The sequence below is a fragment of the Streptomyces sp. R21 genome, assembly GCF_041051975.1.
Taxonomy (GTDB): domain Bacteria; phylum Actinomycetota; class Actinomycetes; order Streptomycetales; family Streptomycetaceae; genus Streptomyces.
The window spans coordinates 7,649,624-7,665,410 of record NZ_CP163435.1; the positions used below are offsets into that span (position 1 = coordinate 7,649,624).

At 69.7% G+C, this 15,787-nt stretch carries 13 protein-coding genes; 7 read left to right on the forward strand and 6 right to left on the reverse strand.

Annotated features, from left to right (window positions below):
• The first annotated feature begins 20 nt into the window (after positions 1-20).
• Genes AB5J56_RS33975 through AB5J56_RS33985 form a run of 3 tightly spaced genes read left to right on the forward strand, consistent with a single transcriptional unit; the run spans position 21 to position 3,555 of the window.
• Entirely contained in the window at positions 21-1,346 is a 1,326-nt protein-coding gene (locus tag AB5J56_RS33975; RefSeq protein ID WP_369238364.1) for an ABC transporter substrate-binding protein, read from the forward strand.
• Between the two features lie 5 nt (positions 1,347-1,351).
• The gene (locus tag AB5J56_RS33980) at positions 1,352-2,719 is read left to right on the forward strand and encodes an ABC transporter permease subunit (RefSeq protein ID WP_369238366.1); all 1,368 of its coding nucleotides are present in this window, start codon (positions 1,352-1,354) and stop codon (positions 2,717-2,719) included.
• Complete coding sequence (locus AB5J56_RS33985) at positions 2,716-3,555, forward strand: carbohydrate ABC transporter permease (protein WP_369238368.1); 840 nt, start codon at positions 2,716-2,718, stop codon at positions 3,553-3,555. The genes AB5J56_RS33980 and AB5J56_RS33985 overlap by 4 nt, the downstream gene beginning before the upstream one ends.
• 251 nt (positions 3,556-3,806) lie before the next feature.
• On the opposite strand, the gene pgl is transcribed toward AB5J56_RS33985, so the two are convergent.
• The 5 genes from pgl to tkt are packed head-to-tail and all read right to left on the reverse strand — an operon-like array spanning position 3,807 to position 10,421.
• Positions 3,807-4,589, reverse strand: coding sequence for a 6-phosphogluconolactonase (pgl, locus tag AB5J56_RS33990; RefSeq protein ID WP_369238370.1), 783 nt, complete (start codon positions 4,587-4,589; stop codon positions 3,807-3,809).
• Positions 4,586-5,641, reverse strand: a complete 1,056-nt coding sequence (opcA, locus tag AB5J56_RS33995) for a glucose-6-phosphate dehydrogenase assembly protein OpcA (RefSeq protein ID WP_369238372.1) — start codon at positions 5,639-5,641, stop codon at positions 4,586-4,588. Before opcA ends, pgl begins: the two co-directional genes overlap by 4 nt.
• Positions 5,638-7,176, reverse strand: coding sequence for a glucose-6-phosphate dehydrogenase (gene zwf, locus AB5J56_RS34000; RefSeq protein WP_369238374.1), 1,539 nt, complete (start codon positions 7,174-7,176; stop codon positions 5,638-5,640). Before zwf ends, opcA begins: the two co-directional genes overlap by 4 nt.
• A 4-nt stretch (positions 7,177-7,180) precedes the next feature.
• Positions 7,181-8,299 (reverse strand): transaldolase, encoded by a 1,119-nt coding sequence (gene tal, locus AB5J56_RS34005; protein WP_369238376.1) that lies wholly within the window; start codon positions 8,297-8,299, stop codon positions 7,181-7,183.
• 34 nt (positions 8,300-8,333) lie between these two features.
• A complete protein-coding gene (gene tkt / locus AB5J56_RS34010; RefSeq protein WP_369238378.1) occupies positions 8,334-10,421 on the reverse strand; it encodes a transketolase in 2,088 nt (695 codons plus the stop codon).
• A 405-nt stretch (positions 10,422-10,826) separates the two neighbouring features.
• On the opposite strand from tkt, the gene AB5J56_RS34015 reads away from it, so the two are divergent.
• From AB5J56_RS34015 to AB5J56_RS34030, 4 genes are all read left to right on the forward strand, one after another.
• Positions 10,827-11,780 carry a heme o synthase gene (locus tag AB5J56_RS34015; protein WP_369242964.1) on the forward strand — a complete coding sequence of 318 codons (954 nt, stop codon included), beginning with the start codon at positions 10,827-10,829 and terminating at the stop codon, positions 11,778-11,780.
• Between the two features lie 100 nt (positions 11,781-11,880).
• Positions 11,881-12,237 (forward strand): hypothetical protein, encoded by a 357-nt coding sequence (locus AB5J56_RS34020; RefSeq protein ID WP_369238380.1) that lies wholly within the window; start codon positions 11,881-11,883, stop codon positions 12,235-12,237.
• Between the two features lie 135 nt (positions 12,238-12,372).
• Positions 12,373-13,479 carry an amidohydrolase family protein gene (locus AB5J56_RS34025; protein ID WP_369238382.1) on the forward strand — a complete coding sequence of 369 codons (1,107 nt, stop codon included), beginning with the start codon at positions 12,373-12,375 and terminating at the stop codon, positions 13,477-13,479.
• A 48-nt stretch (positions 13,480-13,527) separates the two neighbouring features.
• A complete protein-coding gene (locus AB5J56_RS34030) occupies positions 13,528-14,268 on the forward strand; it encodes a nucleotidyltransferase domain-containing protein (RefSeq protein ID WP_369238384.1) in 741 nt (246 codons plus the stop codon).
• Positions 14,269-14,287: 19 nt separating this feature from the next.
• Here AB5J56_RS34030 and AB5J56_RS34035 read toward each other — a convergent pair whose 3' ends face one another.
• Positions 14,288-15,781 (reverse strand): hypothetical protein, encoded by a 1,494-nt coding sequence (locus tag AB5J56_RS34035; protein WP_369238386.1) that lies wholly within the window; start codon positions 15,779-15,781, stop codon positions 14,288-14,290.
• Positions 15,782-15,787 lie beyond the last annotated feature (6 nt).

Sequence of the window (15,787 nt, forward strand, 5' to 3'; positions counted from 1 at the left end):
CCTTCGAAGGGACATCAACGATGATGCGACGACGTACGACCCTGCTCACGAGCTGCACCGCCCTCGCCCTGGCGCTCGGCGCCACCGCCTGTGGAGGCGGCCCCGTCTCCGCGGGCGGCGGAGACAAGCCGCTCAGCGGCCAGACGGTCGACGTGGCCGGTGTCTGGTCCGGCAGCGAGCAGAAGAACTTCCAGAAGGTGCTGGACGCCTTCACCGAGAAGACCGGCGCCAAGACCCGGTTCACCTCCACCGGTGACAACGTCTCCACCGTCGTCGGCAGCAAGATCGAGGGCGGCAACGCCCCCGACGTGGTGATGGTCCCGCAGGTCGGCGTGCTCCAGCAGTTCGCGAAGAAGGGCTGGCTCAAGCCGCTGTCCAAGACCACCCAGCAGTCGGTCGACGCCGAATACGCGAGCGTGTGGAAGAACTACGGCAGCGTCGACGGCACCCTGTACGGCCTCTACTTCAAGGCCGCCCACAAGTCGACCGTCTGGTACAGCCCCGCCGCCCTCGACCAGGCGGGCGTCAAGCCGCCGACGACGTACGACGCCATGCTGAAGGCCGGACACACCGTCTCCGACTCGGGCCTCGCCGCCTTCTCCGTCGCCGGACAGGACGGCTGGACCCTCACCGACTGGTTCGAGAACATCTACCTCTCCCAGGCCGGACCCGAGAAGTACGATGCGCTGGCCGCCCACAAGATCAAGTGGACCGACCCGACGGTCGTCGACGCCCTCACCACGCTCGGCAAGCTGTTCAAGGACAAGCAGCTGATAGCCGGCGGCCAGAAGGGCGCCCTGAACACCGACTTCCCGGGCTCGGTCGAGAAGGTCTTCGGACCCAAGGCCGAGGCGGGCATGGTCTACGAGGGCGACTTCGTCGCCGGAGTCGCCAAGGACCAGTTCGGCAGGAAGATCGGCCAGGACGCCGACTTCTTCCCCTTCCCCGCGGTCGGCGGCGGCAAGGCGCCCGTGGTCAGCGGCGGCGACGCGGCGGTCGTCCTCAAGGACGGCAAGAACCAGAAGGCCGGCATGGCACTCCTGGAGTACTTGGCGACCCCCGAGGCGTCCGCCGTCTGGGCGAAGGCGGGCGGCTTCCTCTCCCCGAACAAGAAGCTCGCCCTCACCTCCTACGGCGACGACGTCACCCGCGAGACCGCCAAGTCCCTTGTCACCGCCGGGGATTCGGTCCGCTTCGACATGTCCGACCAGGCCCCGGCCGCGTTCGGCGGCACCAAGGGCGCGGGCGAGTGGAAGCTCCTCCAGGACTTCCTGCGCGACCCGTCCGACCCGAAGGGGACCGCGGCGAAGCTGGAGAACGCGGCGGCCAAGGCCTACCAGGGCTGATCACCGTGACCAGCACCCTCGTGAAAGAGACGAGCCCACAGGCCACCGCCCCCGTGGCCGACCGCAGACGCCGGGCAAGGCGGCGCGGACGGATCGTCGCCGCGCTCTTCGTCCTCCCCGCCCTGCTGCTGCTCGGCGCACTCGTCGTCTACCCCGTGCTCTTCTCCGTCGGCCGCAGCTTCTTCGACGCCTCCGGCAACCGGTTCGTGGGCGGCGACAACTACGCCGAGATGTTCCAGGACCCCGCCACCCTCAAGGCCATCCGCAACACCGTCGTCTGGGTGGTCGTGGCCCCGGCCCTGCTGACCGGCCTCGGCCTGATCCTCGCCGTCCTGGTGGAGAAGGTCCGCTGGGCCACCGCCTTCAAGCTGCTGCTCTTCATGCCCATGGCGGTCTCCTTCCTCGCCGCGGGCATCATCTTCCGGCTCGCGTACGACGAGGACCCCGACAAGGGCGTTCTCAACGCCGCCGTCGTCTCGGTGCACGACGCCTTCAAGGGCACGTCGTCGTACCCGACCGCCCGGGCGCGCGACGGACACGGCCTGACCAAGAGCGCTGACGGCTCCTACCGTACGAGCGCCACCGCGTCCCCCGGTCACACCGTCGGCCTCGGACTGGTGGGTGTCCTCCCCGGCGACCTGCCGAGGGACGCGAAGCCCGCGTACGCCGCGGCCGGACAGCAGGCCACCTCGGGCGAACTCCGCGGTGTCGTCTACCTGGACTTCACGCCCGGCGGGGGAGGGGAACAGGGCAAGGTCGACAAGGCGGAGAGCGGGCTGCCCGGGATGAAGGTCGAGGCGGTACGGGACGACGGGGAGACCGTCGCGAGCACCACGACCGCCGCCGACGGGTCCTTCCGCTTCGGAGACCTCGACTCCGGTTCGTCGTACGCCCTGCGGCTGCCCGAGTCGAACTTCGCCCCGCCCTACGAGGGTGTCTCCTGGCTCGGCCCGGCCCTCGTCACGCCCGCCATCATCGGCGCGTATCTCTGGATCTGGACCGGCTTCGCCATGGTGCTGATCGGCGCCGGGCTCGCCGCGTTGCCGCGCGACGCGCTGGAGGCGGCCCGGATGGACGGCGCGAACGAGTGGCAGATCTTCCGCCGGATCACCGTGCCGCTGCTCGCCCCCGTGCTCACCGTGGTCTTCGTGACCCTGGTGATCAACGTGATGAAGGTCTTCGACCTCGTCTACATCATCGCGCCGGGCCCCGTGCAGGAGGACGCCACCGTGCTGGCCACCCAGATGTGGCTGGTGTCCTTCGGTGGCGGCAACAACCAGGGCCTGGGCAGCGCGCTCGGCGTCCTGCTGCTGCTCCTGGTGGTCCCGGCCATGGTCTTCAACGTCCGCCGTTTCCGAAGGAGTCAACGATGAACGCGCTCAGGCGAGGGCTCGGCAACAGCCTGGTGCAGGCGTTCCTCGTGCTGGTCGGGCTGGTGTGGCTCACGCCGCTCGCGGGTCTGTTCCTGTCGTCGTTGCGCTCGGCGCAGGACCAGGCGAGCGGCGGCTGGTGGACGGCTATCGCCAGCCCTGGGCAGCTGTCCTTCGACAACTACTCGGCGCTGCTGGGCAATTCGGGGATGACGCAGGCCTTCTGGAACACCGTGCTGATCTCGGTGCCGACCACGACGCTCGTCGTCGTGATCGCCGCGCTGGCCGGATACGCCTTCGCCTGGCTGGAGTTCCCTCTGCGGGAACCGCTCTTCCTGCTGGTCGTGGCCCTGTTGGTGGTTCCGGTCCAGATCGGTCTGCTGCCGGTGGCCAAACTCTTCGGGCAGCTGGGCCTGTTCGGCACGATTCCCGGTGTCGTCCTCTTCCACGTCGCCTACGGGCTGCCGTTCGCCGTCTTCCTGTTGCGCAACTACTTCGCCGAGATGCCGAAGGAGATGCTGGAGGCGGCGCGGATGGACGGGGGCACGGAGTGGCGCATCTTCACGCGGCTCGTCCTGCCCGTCGGGCGGCCGGCCATCGCCAGTCTCGCGATCTTCCAGTTCCTGTGGGTCTGGAACGACATGCTTGTCGCGCTGCTCTTCGCCGACAGTTCCTCGCAGCCGTTGACGGTTGAACTCCAGTCCCAGATACGGCAGTTCGGCAGCAACATCGATGTGCTGGCGCCGGGGGCGTTCCTGTCGCTGGTGGTTCCGGTGGTCGTCTTCTTCGCCTTCCAGAGGCACTTTGTGCAGGGGGTTATGGCGGGGTCGGTGAAGTGAGTGGGGGCGGCCCTTCGGGGTTGTTCGCCCCCTCCGCCCCAACCCTTCCCGTTGTCCTGGGGGCTGCGCCCCCTCTCCCCCTGCATCGCGCTTGCGCGCTCGTCCTCAAACGCCGGACGGGCTGACTAGCCCGTCCGGCGTTTGAGGACGAGGCCGTTCAGGCCGATAGCGGGGGTCTGGGGGCGCAGCCCCCAGGAACAAGGGACGGGTAGGGGCGGAGGGGGCGAAAGAAACCCCCACCGCCCCTCACCTCACGGCGAAGCCGGCGGATACAGCGACCGCGGTAGCTGGGATGCCGCCGCCGCGTCCAGCAGCCACAGCGTGCGCGAGCGGCCGTAGGCCCCGGCCGCCGGGGCCTGTACCTCGCCCGCGCCCGAGAGGGCGATCGCCGCGGCCTGGGCCTTGTCCTCGCCGGCCGCGAGGAGCCACACCTCACGCGCCGCCCGGATCGCGGGCAGCGTGAGGGAGACCCGGGTGGGCGGCGGCTTCGGCGCGCCGTGCACGCCGACGACCATCCGCTCCGTCTCCCGCACCGCGGGCAACTCCGGGAAGAGCGAGGCCACATGGGTGTCCGGCCCGACGCCGAGCATCAGGACGTCGAAGGTCGGAACGGCACCGTGGTTCTCGGGCCCCGCGGCCCGGGCGAGCTCCGAGGCGTACGCGGCAGCCGCCGCGTCGGCATCGGCGCCGTACGGCCCGTCCGAGGCGGGCATGGCGTGCACCCGCTTCGGGTCGAGCGGAACGGAGTCCAGCAGGGCCGCGCGAGCCTGCGTGACATTGCGCTCGGGGTCGCCCTCGGGCAGGAACCGCTCGTCGCCCCACCACAGGTCGAGGCGGCCCCAGTCGACGGCGTCCCGGGCGGGCGCGGCGGCCAGCGCGGCGAGCAGCCCGTTGCCGTTGCGGCCGCCGGTGAGGACCACGGAGGCGTAGCCGCGCGAGGCCTGCGCGTCCACGACCTTCGTGATCAGCCGGGCCGCGGCGGCCTGGGCCATCAGCTCCTTGTCGCGGTGGACGACGAGCTGCGGAGTACTCACTTCGCGGCCGCCTTCTTCGCCGGAGCCCTCTTGGCGGCGGCCTTCTTCGCCGCCGGTGCCTTCGTGGCGGTCGCGACAGCAGTCCCGCCGCCGGCTCCCGGGGCCTCGGACGAGGCCTCGGCGGCGTTGGCACTCAGCCGGTCCACGCCGTACCGCAGCGCGGACGCGTAGGTGTCGTCCGGGTCCAGCCGGCGCAGCTCCTCCGCGATCAGCTCGGACGTCTCGCGGCGCTTGAGCGCGACGGCACGGTCGGGCTGGCCCTCGATGGAGAGTGTGGCGAGCGACCCGTCCGGGCGGTCCAGGACGATCGGGCCGCAGCTGGTGCCCATCCGGACGGCGGTCAGGCCGGGACCGGAGGACAGCGAGCGCTTGACGGGGACGTCGAGCCGGTCCGCCAGCCACATCGCGAGCAGCTCGCAGCTGGGGTTGAACTCCTCGCCCTCCACCTCGACCTCCTCGACCTGGCAGGTGACCTGGTCGAGGGCGGCGGCCAGCATGGAGCGCCAGGGCGTGATGCGGGTCCACGCGAGGTCGGTGTCACCGGGTGTGTAGGCCTCGGCGCGGGCGCTCAGCTCCCGGACCGGGACCTCGGCCGCGTAGGTGTCCGTGACCCGGCGCTGCGCGAGGGCGCCGAGCGGGTCCCTGGCCGGGTCGTGCGGCGCGTTCACCGGCCACCAGACGACGACGGGGGCGTCCGGCAGCAGAAGCGGAAGGACCACCGACTGGGCGTGGCCCACGACCTCGCCGTACAGCCGCAGGACGACCGTCTCGCCGGTGCCCGCCTCCACGCCCACCCGTACCTCGGCGTCGAGGCGCGACTTCGTGCGGTCGCGGGGTGAGCGGGAGACCCGCTTGACGACCACGAGGGTGCGCGAGGGGTGCTCGCGCGAGGCCTCGTTGGCTGCCTTCAGGGCGTCGTAGGCGTTCTCCTCGTCGGTGACGATGACGAGGGTGAGGACCATGCCGACGGCGGGGGTGCCGATGGCGCGGCGGCCCTGTACGAGCGCCTTGTTGATCTTGCTGGCAGTGGTGTCCGTCAGGTCTATCTTCATGGGCGACGCCAGCTCCGTCCGTCTCGCTCGAGCATTTCGTCCGCCTCGACGGGCCCCCACGTTCCGGACGGGTACTGCGCGGGCTTGCCGTGCTTGTCCCAGTACTGCTCGATCGGGTCGAGGATCTTCCAGGACAGCTCGACCTCCTCCGTACGCGGGAAGAGGTTCGAGTCGCCGAGCAGCACGTCGAGGATCAGACGCTCGTACGCCTCCGGGCTGGACTCGGTGAACGACTCGCCGTAGGCGAAGTCCATCGACACGTCCCGGATCTCCATCGAGGTGCCCGGCACCTTGGAGCCGAAGCGGACCGTGATGCCCTCGTCCGGCTGGACGCGGATGACGATCGCGTTCTGGCCGAGCTCCTCCGTCGCCGTGTGGTCGAAGGGGGAGTGCGGGGCGCGCTGGAAGACGACCGCGATCTCGGTGACGCGGCGGCCCAGACGTTTGCCGGTGCGCAGGTAGAAGGGGACGCCCGCCCAGCGGCGGTTGTCGACCTCCAGCCTGATCGCGGCGTACGTGTCGGTCTTCGACTTGGGGTCGATACCGTCTTCCTGGAGGTAGCCGACGGCCTTCTCGCCGCCCTGCCAGCCCGTCGCGTACTGCCCGCGGACGGTGTCCTTGCCCAGGTTCTTCGGCACCTTGACCGCGCCGAGCACCTTGGTCTTCTCCGCGGCCAGCGCGTCCGCGTCGAAGGAGGAGGGCTCCTCCATCGCGGTCAGCGCCATCAGCTGGAGCAGGTGGTTCTGGATGACGTCACGGGCGGCGCCGATGCCGTCGTAGTACCCGGCGCGGCCGCCGATGCCGATGTCCTCGGCCATGGTGATCTGCACGTGGTCGACGAAGGACCGGTTCCAGATCGGCTCGAACATCTGGTTGGCGAAGCGCAGCGCCAGAATGTTCTGGACCGTCTCCTTGCCGAGGTAGTGGTCGATGCGGAAGACCTGGTCCGGGGCGAAGACCTCCTCCACGGTCGAGTTGAGGTCCTCGGCCGACTGGAGGTCGTGGCCGAAGGGCTTCTCGATGACCGCGCGGCGCCAGGAACCGCCCTCCTGGTCGGCCAGGCCGTGCTTCTTCAGCTGCTGGATGACCACCGGGAAGGCGGACGGAGGCACGGACAGGTAGAAGGCGAAGTTGCCGCCCGTGCCCTGCGCCTTGTCCAGCTCCTCGATCGTGCTGCGCAGCCGTTCGAAGGCGTCGTCGTCGTCGAAGGTGCCCTGGACGAAGCGCATCCCCTGGATGAGCTGCTGCCAGACCTCCTCGCGGAACGGCGTACGCGCGTGCTCCTTGACCGCGTCGTGGACCTCCTGCGCGAAGTCCTCGTTGGCCCACTCGCGGCGGGCGAAGCCGACGAGCGAGAAGCCCGGCGGAAGCAGACCGCGGTTCGCCAGGTCGTACACAGCGGGCATCAGCTTTTTACGTGACAAATCGCCCGTAACGCCGAAGATCACCAGGCCCGACGGCCCCGCGATACGCGGGAGCCGTCGGTCCGCGGCGTCACGAAGCGGATTCGCTCCGGTGACGGGGGAAGGTGACAAGATTTCAGCCCTCCGAGGGGGCGAGGCGCTGGAGCTCCGCCTCGGTCGACTTGAGCAGGTCGTTCCAGGACGCCTCGAACTTGTCGACGCCCTCGTCCTCCAGCAGCTGGACCACGTCGTCGTACGAGATCCCGAGCTTCTCGACCGCGTCGATCTCGGCGCGCGCCTGCTCGTACGTACCGGCGATCGTGTTGCCCGTGATCTGCCCGTGGTCCTCGGTGGCCACCAGAGTGGCCTCCGGCATGGTGTTCACCGTGTTCGGCGCGACCAGGTCGTCGACGTACAGGGTGTCCTTGTAGGCCTTGTCCTTGACGCCGGTCGAGGCCCACAGCGGACGCTGCTTGTTGGCCTGCGCCTTGTCGAGGGCGGCCCAGCGGTCGGTGGAGAAGACCTCCTCGTACGCCTGGTAGGCGAGCCGCGCGTTGGCGAGACCGGCCTTGCCGCGCGCGGCCTTGGCCTCGTCGGTGCCCAGCGCGTCGATCCGCTTGTCGATCTCGGTGTCCACGCGGGACACGAAGAAGGACGCCACCGAGTGGATCTTGGAGAGGTCCAGGCCCGCGGCCTTCGCCTTCTCCAGACCGGCCAGGTAGGCGTCCATGACCTCGCGGTAGCGCTCCAGCGAGAAGATCAGCGTCACGTTGACGCTGATGCCCCTGCCGATGACCTCGGTGATCGCGGGCAGGCCCGCCTTGGTCGCCGGGATCTTGATGAGCGTGTTGGGACGGTCCACCAGCCAGGCCAGCTGCTTGGCCTCGGCGATCGTCGCCGCGGTGTTGTGCGCCAGGCGCGGGTCGACCTCGATCGAGACGCGGCCGTCCTGGCCGCCGGTCGCGTCGAACACCGGGCGCAGGATGTCGGCGGCGTCACGGACGTCCGCCGTCGTGATCATGCGGATGGCCTCTTCGACGGTGACCTTGCGGGCGGCGAGGTCGGCGAGCTGCTGCTCGTAACCGTCACCGCTGCTGATCGCCTTCTGGAAGATCGACGGGTTGGTGGTGACGCCCACGACGTGCTGCTGGTCGATCAGTTCGGCGAGGTTGCCGGACGTGATCCGCTTGCGCGACAGGTCGTCCAGCCAGATCGCGACGCCTTCCTCGGAGAGGCGCTTGAGTGCGTCTGTCATGGAAATTGCATCTCCTACGTGTCGTATATCAGCGTCAGCGCTGGGCTGCGGCGATCGATTCCCGGGCTACGGCAACGACGTTCTCGGCAGTGAAACCGAACTCCTGGAAGAGCACCTTGCCGTCGGCGGAAGCGCCGAAGTGCTCCAGGGAAACGATGCGACCGGCGTCACCGACGAACCGGTGCCAGGTCAGACCGATCCCGGCCTCGACGGCGACCCGGGCCTTCACCGAAGGCGGCAGGACGCTGTCCCGGTACCCCTGGTCCTGCTCGTCGAACCACTCCACGGACGGCATGGACACCACGCGCGTCGGAACGCCCGCGGCCTGGAGCTGCTCGCGCGCCTCGACGGCGACGTGCACCTCGGAACCGGTGCCGATGAGGATGACCTCCGGCGCGCCGCCCTCGGCCTCGAACAGCACATAGCCGCCCTTGGCCGCGTTCTCGTTGGCCTCGTACGTCGGCACACCCTGCCGGGTCAGCGCCAGACCGTGCGGAGCGCCCTTGCCGAAGACCTTCGTCCAGCGCTTGAGGATCTCGCGCCAGGCGATCGCCGTCTCGTTGGCGTCCGCGGGACGGACCACGTTGAGGCCCGGGATCGCGCGCAGCGACGCCAGGTGCTCGACCGGCTGGTGGGTGGGGCCGTCCTCGCCGAGACCGATGGAGTCGTGCGTCCACACGTACGTCACCGGCACGTGCATCAGCGCGGAGAGGCGGACGGCGTTGCGCATGTAGTCGGAGAACACCAGGAAGGTGCCGCCGTAGATGCGGGTGTTGCCGTGCAGCGCGATGCCGTTCATCTCCGCGGCCATCGAGTGCTCGCGGATACCGAAGTGGATCGTGCGGCCGTACGGGTCCGCCTCCGGCAGCGGGTTGTCCGCCGGGAGGAAGGAGCTGTTCTTGTCGATCGTGGTGTTGTTCGAGCCCGCGAGGTCGGCGGAGCCGCCCCACAGCTCGGGGATCACCGCACCGAGCGCCTGGAGGACCTTGCCGGACGCGGCACGCGTCGCGACACCCTTGCCCGCCTCGAAGAGGGGGACCTTCTCCTCCCAGCCCGTCGGCAGCTCGCCCGCGGCGATGCGGTCGAACTCGGCGGCGCGCTCCGGGTTGGCGGTGCGCCAGGCGGCGAAGCCCTTCTCCCACTCGGCCTTGGCCTGGGCGCCGCGGTCGAGGGCCTCACGCGTGTGGCCGAGGACCTCGTCGGCGACCTCGAAGGACTTCTCCGGGTCGAAGCCGAGGACGCGCTTGGTGGCCGCGACCTCGTCGTCGCCGAGCGCCGAGCCGTGCGCGGCCTCGGTATTCTGCGCGTTCGGGGCCGGCCAGGCGATGATCGAGCGCATCGCGATGAACGACGGCTTGTCGGTCACCTGCTTCGCGGCCTCGATCGCGTTGTACAGGGCGTGCGGGTCCAGGTCGCCGTCCGGCTTCGGGGCCACGCGCTGCACATGCCAGCCGTACGCCTCGTACCGCAGAGCGGTGTCCTCGGAGACGGCCGTCTCGGTGTCGCCCTCGATCGAGATGTGGTTGTCGTCCCACAGCAGGACCAGGTTGCCGAGCTTCTGGTGGCCGGCCATCGAGGACGCCTCGGCGGAGATGCCCTCCTGGAGGCAGCCGTCACCGGCGATGGCGAAGATGAAGTGGTCGAACGGGGAGGTGCCGGGGGCGGCCTCCGGGTCGAACAGACCGCGCTCGTAGCGGGCGGCCATCGCCATGCCCACGGCGTTGGCGACACCCTGGCCGAGCGGACCGGTCGTCGTCTCGACGCCCGTCGTGTGCCCGTACTCGGGGTGGCCGGGGGTCTTGGAGCCCCACGTCCTGAACGCCTTCAGGTCGTCCAGCTCCAGGCCGAAACCGGCCAGGTACAGCTGGGTGTAAAGGGTCAGGGACGAGTGACCGGCGGACAGGACGAAACGGTCCCGTCCCACCCAGTCGGCATCCGCCGGGTCATGCCGCATCACCTTCTGGAAAAGGGTGTACGCGGCAGGCGCCAGGCTCATCGCCGTACCGGGATGGCCGTTGCCGACCTTCTGTACGGCATCGGCGGCCAGGACGCGGGCGGTGTCGACGGCCCGCTGGTCCAACTCGGTCCACTCGAGGTCTGTGGTGGTCGGCTTGGTGCTCACCCTGGGTCAGGGCTCCTCTCCACATGTCACGCATGTCGAAACGTCACGCATGTCGAATGCCGGTGCACTGGGCGCCCCGGCCGTTGTCGAGCCTACCCCCGTAAGAACGTGCGTTTTTTCGAGTCATTCCAGACTGCCGGGACTCTTCACGATCCGCCTCCCGGCCGGTCCGTTCCGTATTCGGCAGGTGAATACGGAGCCGCTCGTTCGAGTACTCAATTGAGTGCCACTCGGCTCTTCGTGCGAGGGCTCTCCGGAGGGCTGCTCCGCTCTTCGCGGGGTGCTTCCCAACACGACCCCACCCCCGCGAAGGTCGGGGTCTGGGCAACGTCTACAGTGGCGTGGTACGCGCGAGCCTTTGCCGGGAGTTCACACCCGGGGCTTGCTGGGATGTCTCTGTCAGGGGTGTACGTGACGGCCGTCGAATCCCGTCCAGCCGGGGTGCTCACGGAGAGCAGCAGCCGGGGCCAGCGGCCGTTCGGGGCCCGTCTGAAGGCGTTCGTGGCGCTGACCAAGCCGCGGATCATCGAACTTCTGCTGATCACCACCGTTCCGGTGATGTTCCTCGCCGAGCAGGGCGTGCCCGACCTCAAGCTGGTGCTCCTCACCTGCCTCGGCGGCTATCTGTCGGCGGGCGGCGCCAACGCGCTCAACATGTACATCGACCGCGACATCGACGCCCTCATGGAACGCACGTCGCAGCGGCCGCTGGTCACCGGCATGGTCAGCCCCCGCGAGTGCCTGGCCTTCGGCATCTCGCTGGCCGTCGTCTCGACGCTCCTGTTCGGCCTGACCGTCAACTGGCTGTCCGCCTGGCTGTCACTCGGAGCGCTCCTCTTCTACGTCGTCGTCTACACGATGATCCTCAAGCGGCGTACGTCGCAGAACATCGTGTGGGGCGGCATCGCGGGCTGCCTGCCGGTCCTCATCGGCTGGTCGGCCGTCACGAACTCGATGTCGTGGGCCCCGGTCATCCTCTTCCTGGTCATGTTCTTCTGGACGCCGCCGCACTACTGGCCGCTGTCGATGAAGGTGAAGGACGACTACGCGCGCGTGGGCGTGCCGATGCTGCCCGTGGTCGCCTCCAACAAGGTGGTCGCCCGGCAGATCGTCATCTACAGCTGGGTCATGGTCGCCGTCTCCCTGCTGCTCACCCCGCTCGGCTACACCGGCTGGTTCTACACGGTCGTGGCCCTCGCGGCCGGCGGCTTCTGGCTGTGGGAGGCGCACGGGCTGCAGAACCGCGCCAAGGCCGAGGTGACGGGCGGCAAGCTCAAGGAGATGCGCCTCTTCCACTGGTCGATCACCTACGTGTCGATCCTCTTCGTGGCGATCGCGGTGGACCCCTTCCTCCGCTAGACACTCAGACACTCCCGGCTTCGCTGCGGGCGGGGTGCGTGGTCAAGGCCACGCACCCCGCCCGTCGCCGTTTGATCTACCCGTCGGTAGCATCCTGGCCATGGCAGACACCCAGCAGGTTGACGAGAGCACCGACGCCGCCCAGGACGCCAGGGCCGAGCGCCGGACGGCCAAGCTCGCGAAGCAGATCTCCGCCTTCGCCAAGGCGCACGGCGGAGCCGAGGGACAGGTCGCGTACATCGGGCAGAAGGGCGCCCGGATCGTGCTCGTCGGCGAGGACGGCGGCTGGGGCGACCTCGTGGCGCCCACGTACGCGATCGCCGAGCAGGCCGTACAGAAGGCCGGCATCACCGTGCACGAGGCGTTCGACGGGGAGTTCGCGGCCAAGGTGCGGACCGGGCCGTACGAGTGGACGCGGATGGCGGGGATCCAACTCGGCGGCCCCAGCAACGGCTGACGACGGCTCCGTGCGCGACCCCGGCCGACGGCCGACAACCTTCGGTTGTTCGCACGGGGTGTGGGGGAGCAGCACCGAATGACCGGTTCACCCGTTAGGACCTGAAGAGGCACGGTCCAGTCACGGGGAGCCCGGATGATCGAAACGCCGACCCTGGTGGACCAGTACTGCCACGGCGTACTGAGAACAGAGCTGGGCCTCGGCACCTTCGAGGCCCACCTCGCCCGCACCGAGGGCCCGCCGGCCGCCGGCACCACCCTCTTCGACACCCAGACCGGTTTCGCGGTGCGCCGCTGGTGCCCGCCGCTGCTCGGCCTGGAGCCGCACTGCCCGCCGGCCCGCTACCTGGCACGGCGCCGCGAACTCGGCGTCCTGGAGACGGGCCGCAGGCTGCTGCGGGGCAGCGGCATCACGACGTACCTCGTCGACACCGGTCTGCCCGGCGACCTCACCGGACCGGGCGAGATGGCCTCCGCGGGCGACGCCCGGGCGCACGAGATCGTCCGCCTGGAGCTGCTGGCCGAACAGGTCGCGGACACCTCGGGCACCGTCGAGTCCTTTCTCGCCAATCTCGCCGAGTCCGTCCACGGGGCCGCAGCGAACGCCGTGGCCTTCACCTCCGTGGCGGGCGTACGGCACGGCCTGGCGCTCGCGCCGGAGCCGCCCGGGCCCGGCGAGGTGCGGGGCGCGGCGGGGCGGTGGCTCGCCGGGCGCCGGGTGGGCGGCGCGCTGAGCGACCCGGTGCTGCTCAGGCATCTGCTGTGGATCGCGGTGGCCTCCGGCCTGCCTCTCCAGCTGCACGCGGGACTCGGCGAACCCGGCCTGCGTGTCGACCGCACCGACCCCGTGCTGCTCACCGACTTCGTCCGCTCGACGGCCGGCCTCGGCACCGATCTGGTCCTGCTCTACGGCTACCCGTACCACCGGCACGCGGCGCACCTCGCCGGTGTCTTCCCGCACGTGTACGCCGATGTGGGCGCCGCCCTGGTGCGGACGGGGGCGCGCGCGACGGCGATCCTGGCGGAGATCCTCGAACTCGCGCCCTTCGGCAAGATCCTCTTCTCCAGCGGCGCACACGGGCTGCCCGAACTTCATGTGGTCGGCGCACATCTCTTCCGTGAGGCGCTCGCACGCGTGCTCGGCGCCTGGGTCGTCGAGGGGGCCTGGTCGGCGGCCGACGCGCAGCGCGTGGCGGGGCTGATCGCGGCGGGCAACGCCCGGCGGGTGTACGGCGTGGAGTGAGCGCCGCAGACTGTCGGGATGACTGACGGACACTCCACTGACAGGCACTTGACCGACCGGTTACTCGACGCCTTCCTCGGCGCGGTGGGCGACCTCGCCCCTATCGCCGTATGGGCGCATGGGTCGCTCGCCGGAGGCGACTACCAGGAGGGCCGCAGCGACCTCGACCTGATCGCGGTCCTGGAGGGCCCGGTGGGGCTGTCCACCGTGCGCCGGGTGGTCCGGCTGCACCGGGGGCTGCGGAAGCTCGGGCCGCTCGCCGCGAAGGTCCACTGCAGCTATCTGACGCCCGGCACGACGGCCGACGCCGACCGTTCCCATCTCACCTGGGCCCACGACCGGCTGATGCGACGGCCGGTCACTCCGGTCACCCGCCGTGAACTGCACGCCTTCGGCCTGGTCCTGCATGGCAAACCGCCCGAGGGCCTGCTGCCGCCCGTGCCGGACGCCGAGCTGCGCGCCTTCGTCGTACGGGATCAGCGGGAGTTCTGGCGGCCCTCGGTGGACAAGGCCCGGCTGTGGAAGCAGGACATCTGGGTCGACCTGGGCATGGTGACCTTCGCCCGCGCGAGCGTGACCCTGCGGGACGGCCGGCTGATCTCGAAGCGGGAGGCACTGGACCTGCTGCCCGAACTGGGGGCACCCGTCGAGGTGGTGGAGGACATCGGCCGGCGGCGGTACGGGGATGACGTACCGGGGTCGGACGCGTGGCTCGTGCGCCGTGCCGAGCTCACCCGGGCGTTCCTCGGGCCCGCGATCGACCGGCTGGTCGCCGACCGGTGGGACTGAGCGCGCGGGCCGGTCGGGCCTACGGCTCCGCCCAGCCGCCCTCGACGACCGGCAGCGGCAGGGGCTTGCCTCCCTCGGTGACGACGCGGGTGTCGTTCTCGTAGACCACGCGGGAGAGTTCCACGGCGCCGGCGGCCCGGGAGAACTGGGTGCGGTAGTTGCCGTGCTGCTTCGGGTGGCGTGAAGCCGGTCCCACCACGGCGCAGTTGAAGCAGTCCTCGGGGTCGAGCTGCGGATCCATCTTGGCGCCGATGGCCAGGCTGTTGGCGAGGACGACCCAGGCTCCCTGTTCCTCGACGCAGCGCTGAGCCGCCACGCGCTCCCAGCGGTCCTTGGGTGTGCGGCTGATCGGCGTGGCGAAGAGCGGGGCGAAGATGTGGGAGACCCCGAAGGCCTGGAACTTCGCCTCCCACAGGACCGACTGCTTGAGGTCCTCGCAGATGAGGACGGCGATACGGCCGAGCGCCGACTCCATCACGCTGATGTTCCGTCCCCGGGTGATGTCCTCGACCGCGAGGCAGTCGCTCGGCTCGCCGGGCAGCCCCCAGCGCACGGCCTGGCCCTCGCCCATGGTGAAGCCCGCCATCTTGTCCTGCTCCAGCACGGACTGGCCGGTGAGGCAGTCGACCAGGACGGCCCGGTTCGGCGGCGGGTCATCGGTACCGAGCGGGCCGGTCCCGAGGAGGATCCACCGCAGGCCGCTGTCCTCGGGCAGCTCCGTGAGCAGCTGTTTCCACTGGCTGAGGAGTGTGTTCGACAGGGTGCTCTCGGGCAGGATTCCGATCTCCGCCTCCGAGTCCCCGAGATTGCGGATCACCTGCCCGATTCGTTCGCTCAAACGTGCGGTGGACGGTTCGATGCGGTAAAGGCCGACGTCGTCGTCGCGGCTGAAACCGAAGTGCAGATCGTCGTTGTTTTCCAGCAGGGGAGCGGATCCGATGGAAATCGCTTCCCCGGCCGAGAATGCCGGATCATTTCTGCTCGATATTCGGCCATGCTGGATTCCACGACAGTTGTCCGGAGTGACCCGATGTACGTTGAAGAAATCTGGTTTGTTCGTCGGGTTGGCGGCCAGCTTTCCCGGTCGTGTGCAACGGGGCAGCAGGAGGCCGGTCTCCTGCTCGTCGCCGGGGCTGTTGAAGCGGCCGTACCGGGCGTAGCGGCGGGTGAGCCGGCCCATGGCCGGCTCGTCGTAGCAGGGCATGAAGGGGTTGGCCGAGCCCATGGCCCAGTCGAGGCCGATGAGCACGGCGAAGATGCCGCGATCGCCGTGCTTCCGGATGATCTCGGCGGCGAGCTCGGGCGTGGCGTACCCGTCCTTCAGTACGTCGACGCAGACGTCGTCCGCGAGCGCGCGAACGGTCGGATTCTTGCGCCAGCCGATCGGCTTGCGGGCACGGAAGTGCTCATCCGAAAGCAGGTCGTAGAGGACGACGAAGAGATCGGCCGGGTCGTCCGGTAATTCTGCCCCGTTGATCGAATGGGCCGCACCGCGCGTGGCTTTCTCGTTCATGATTCC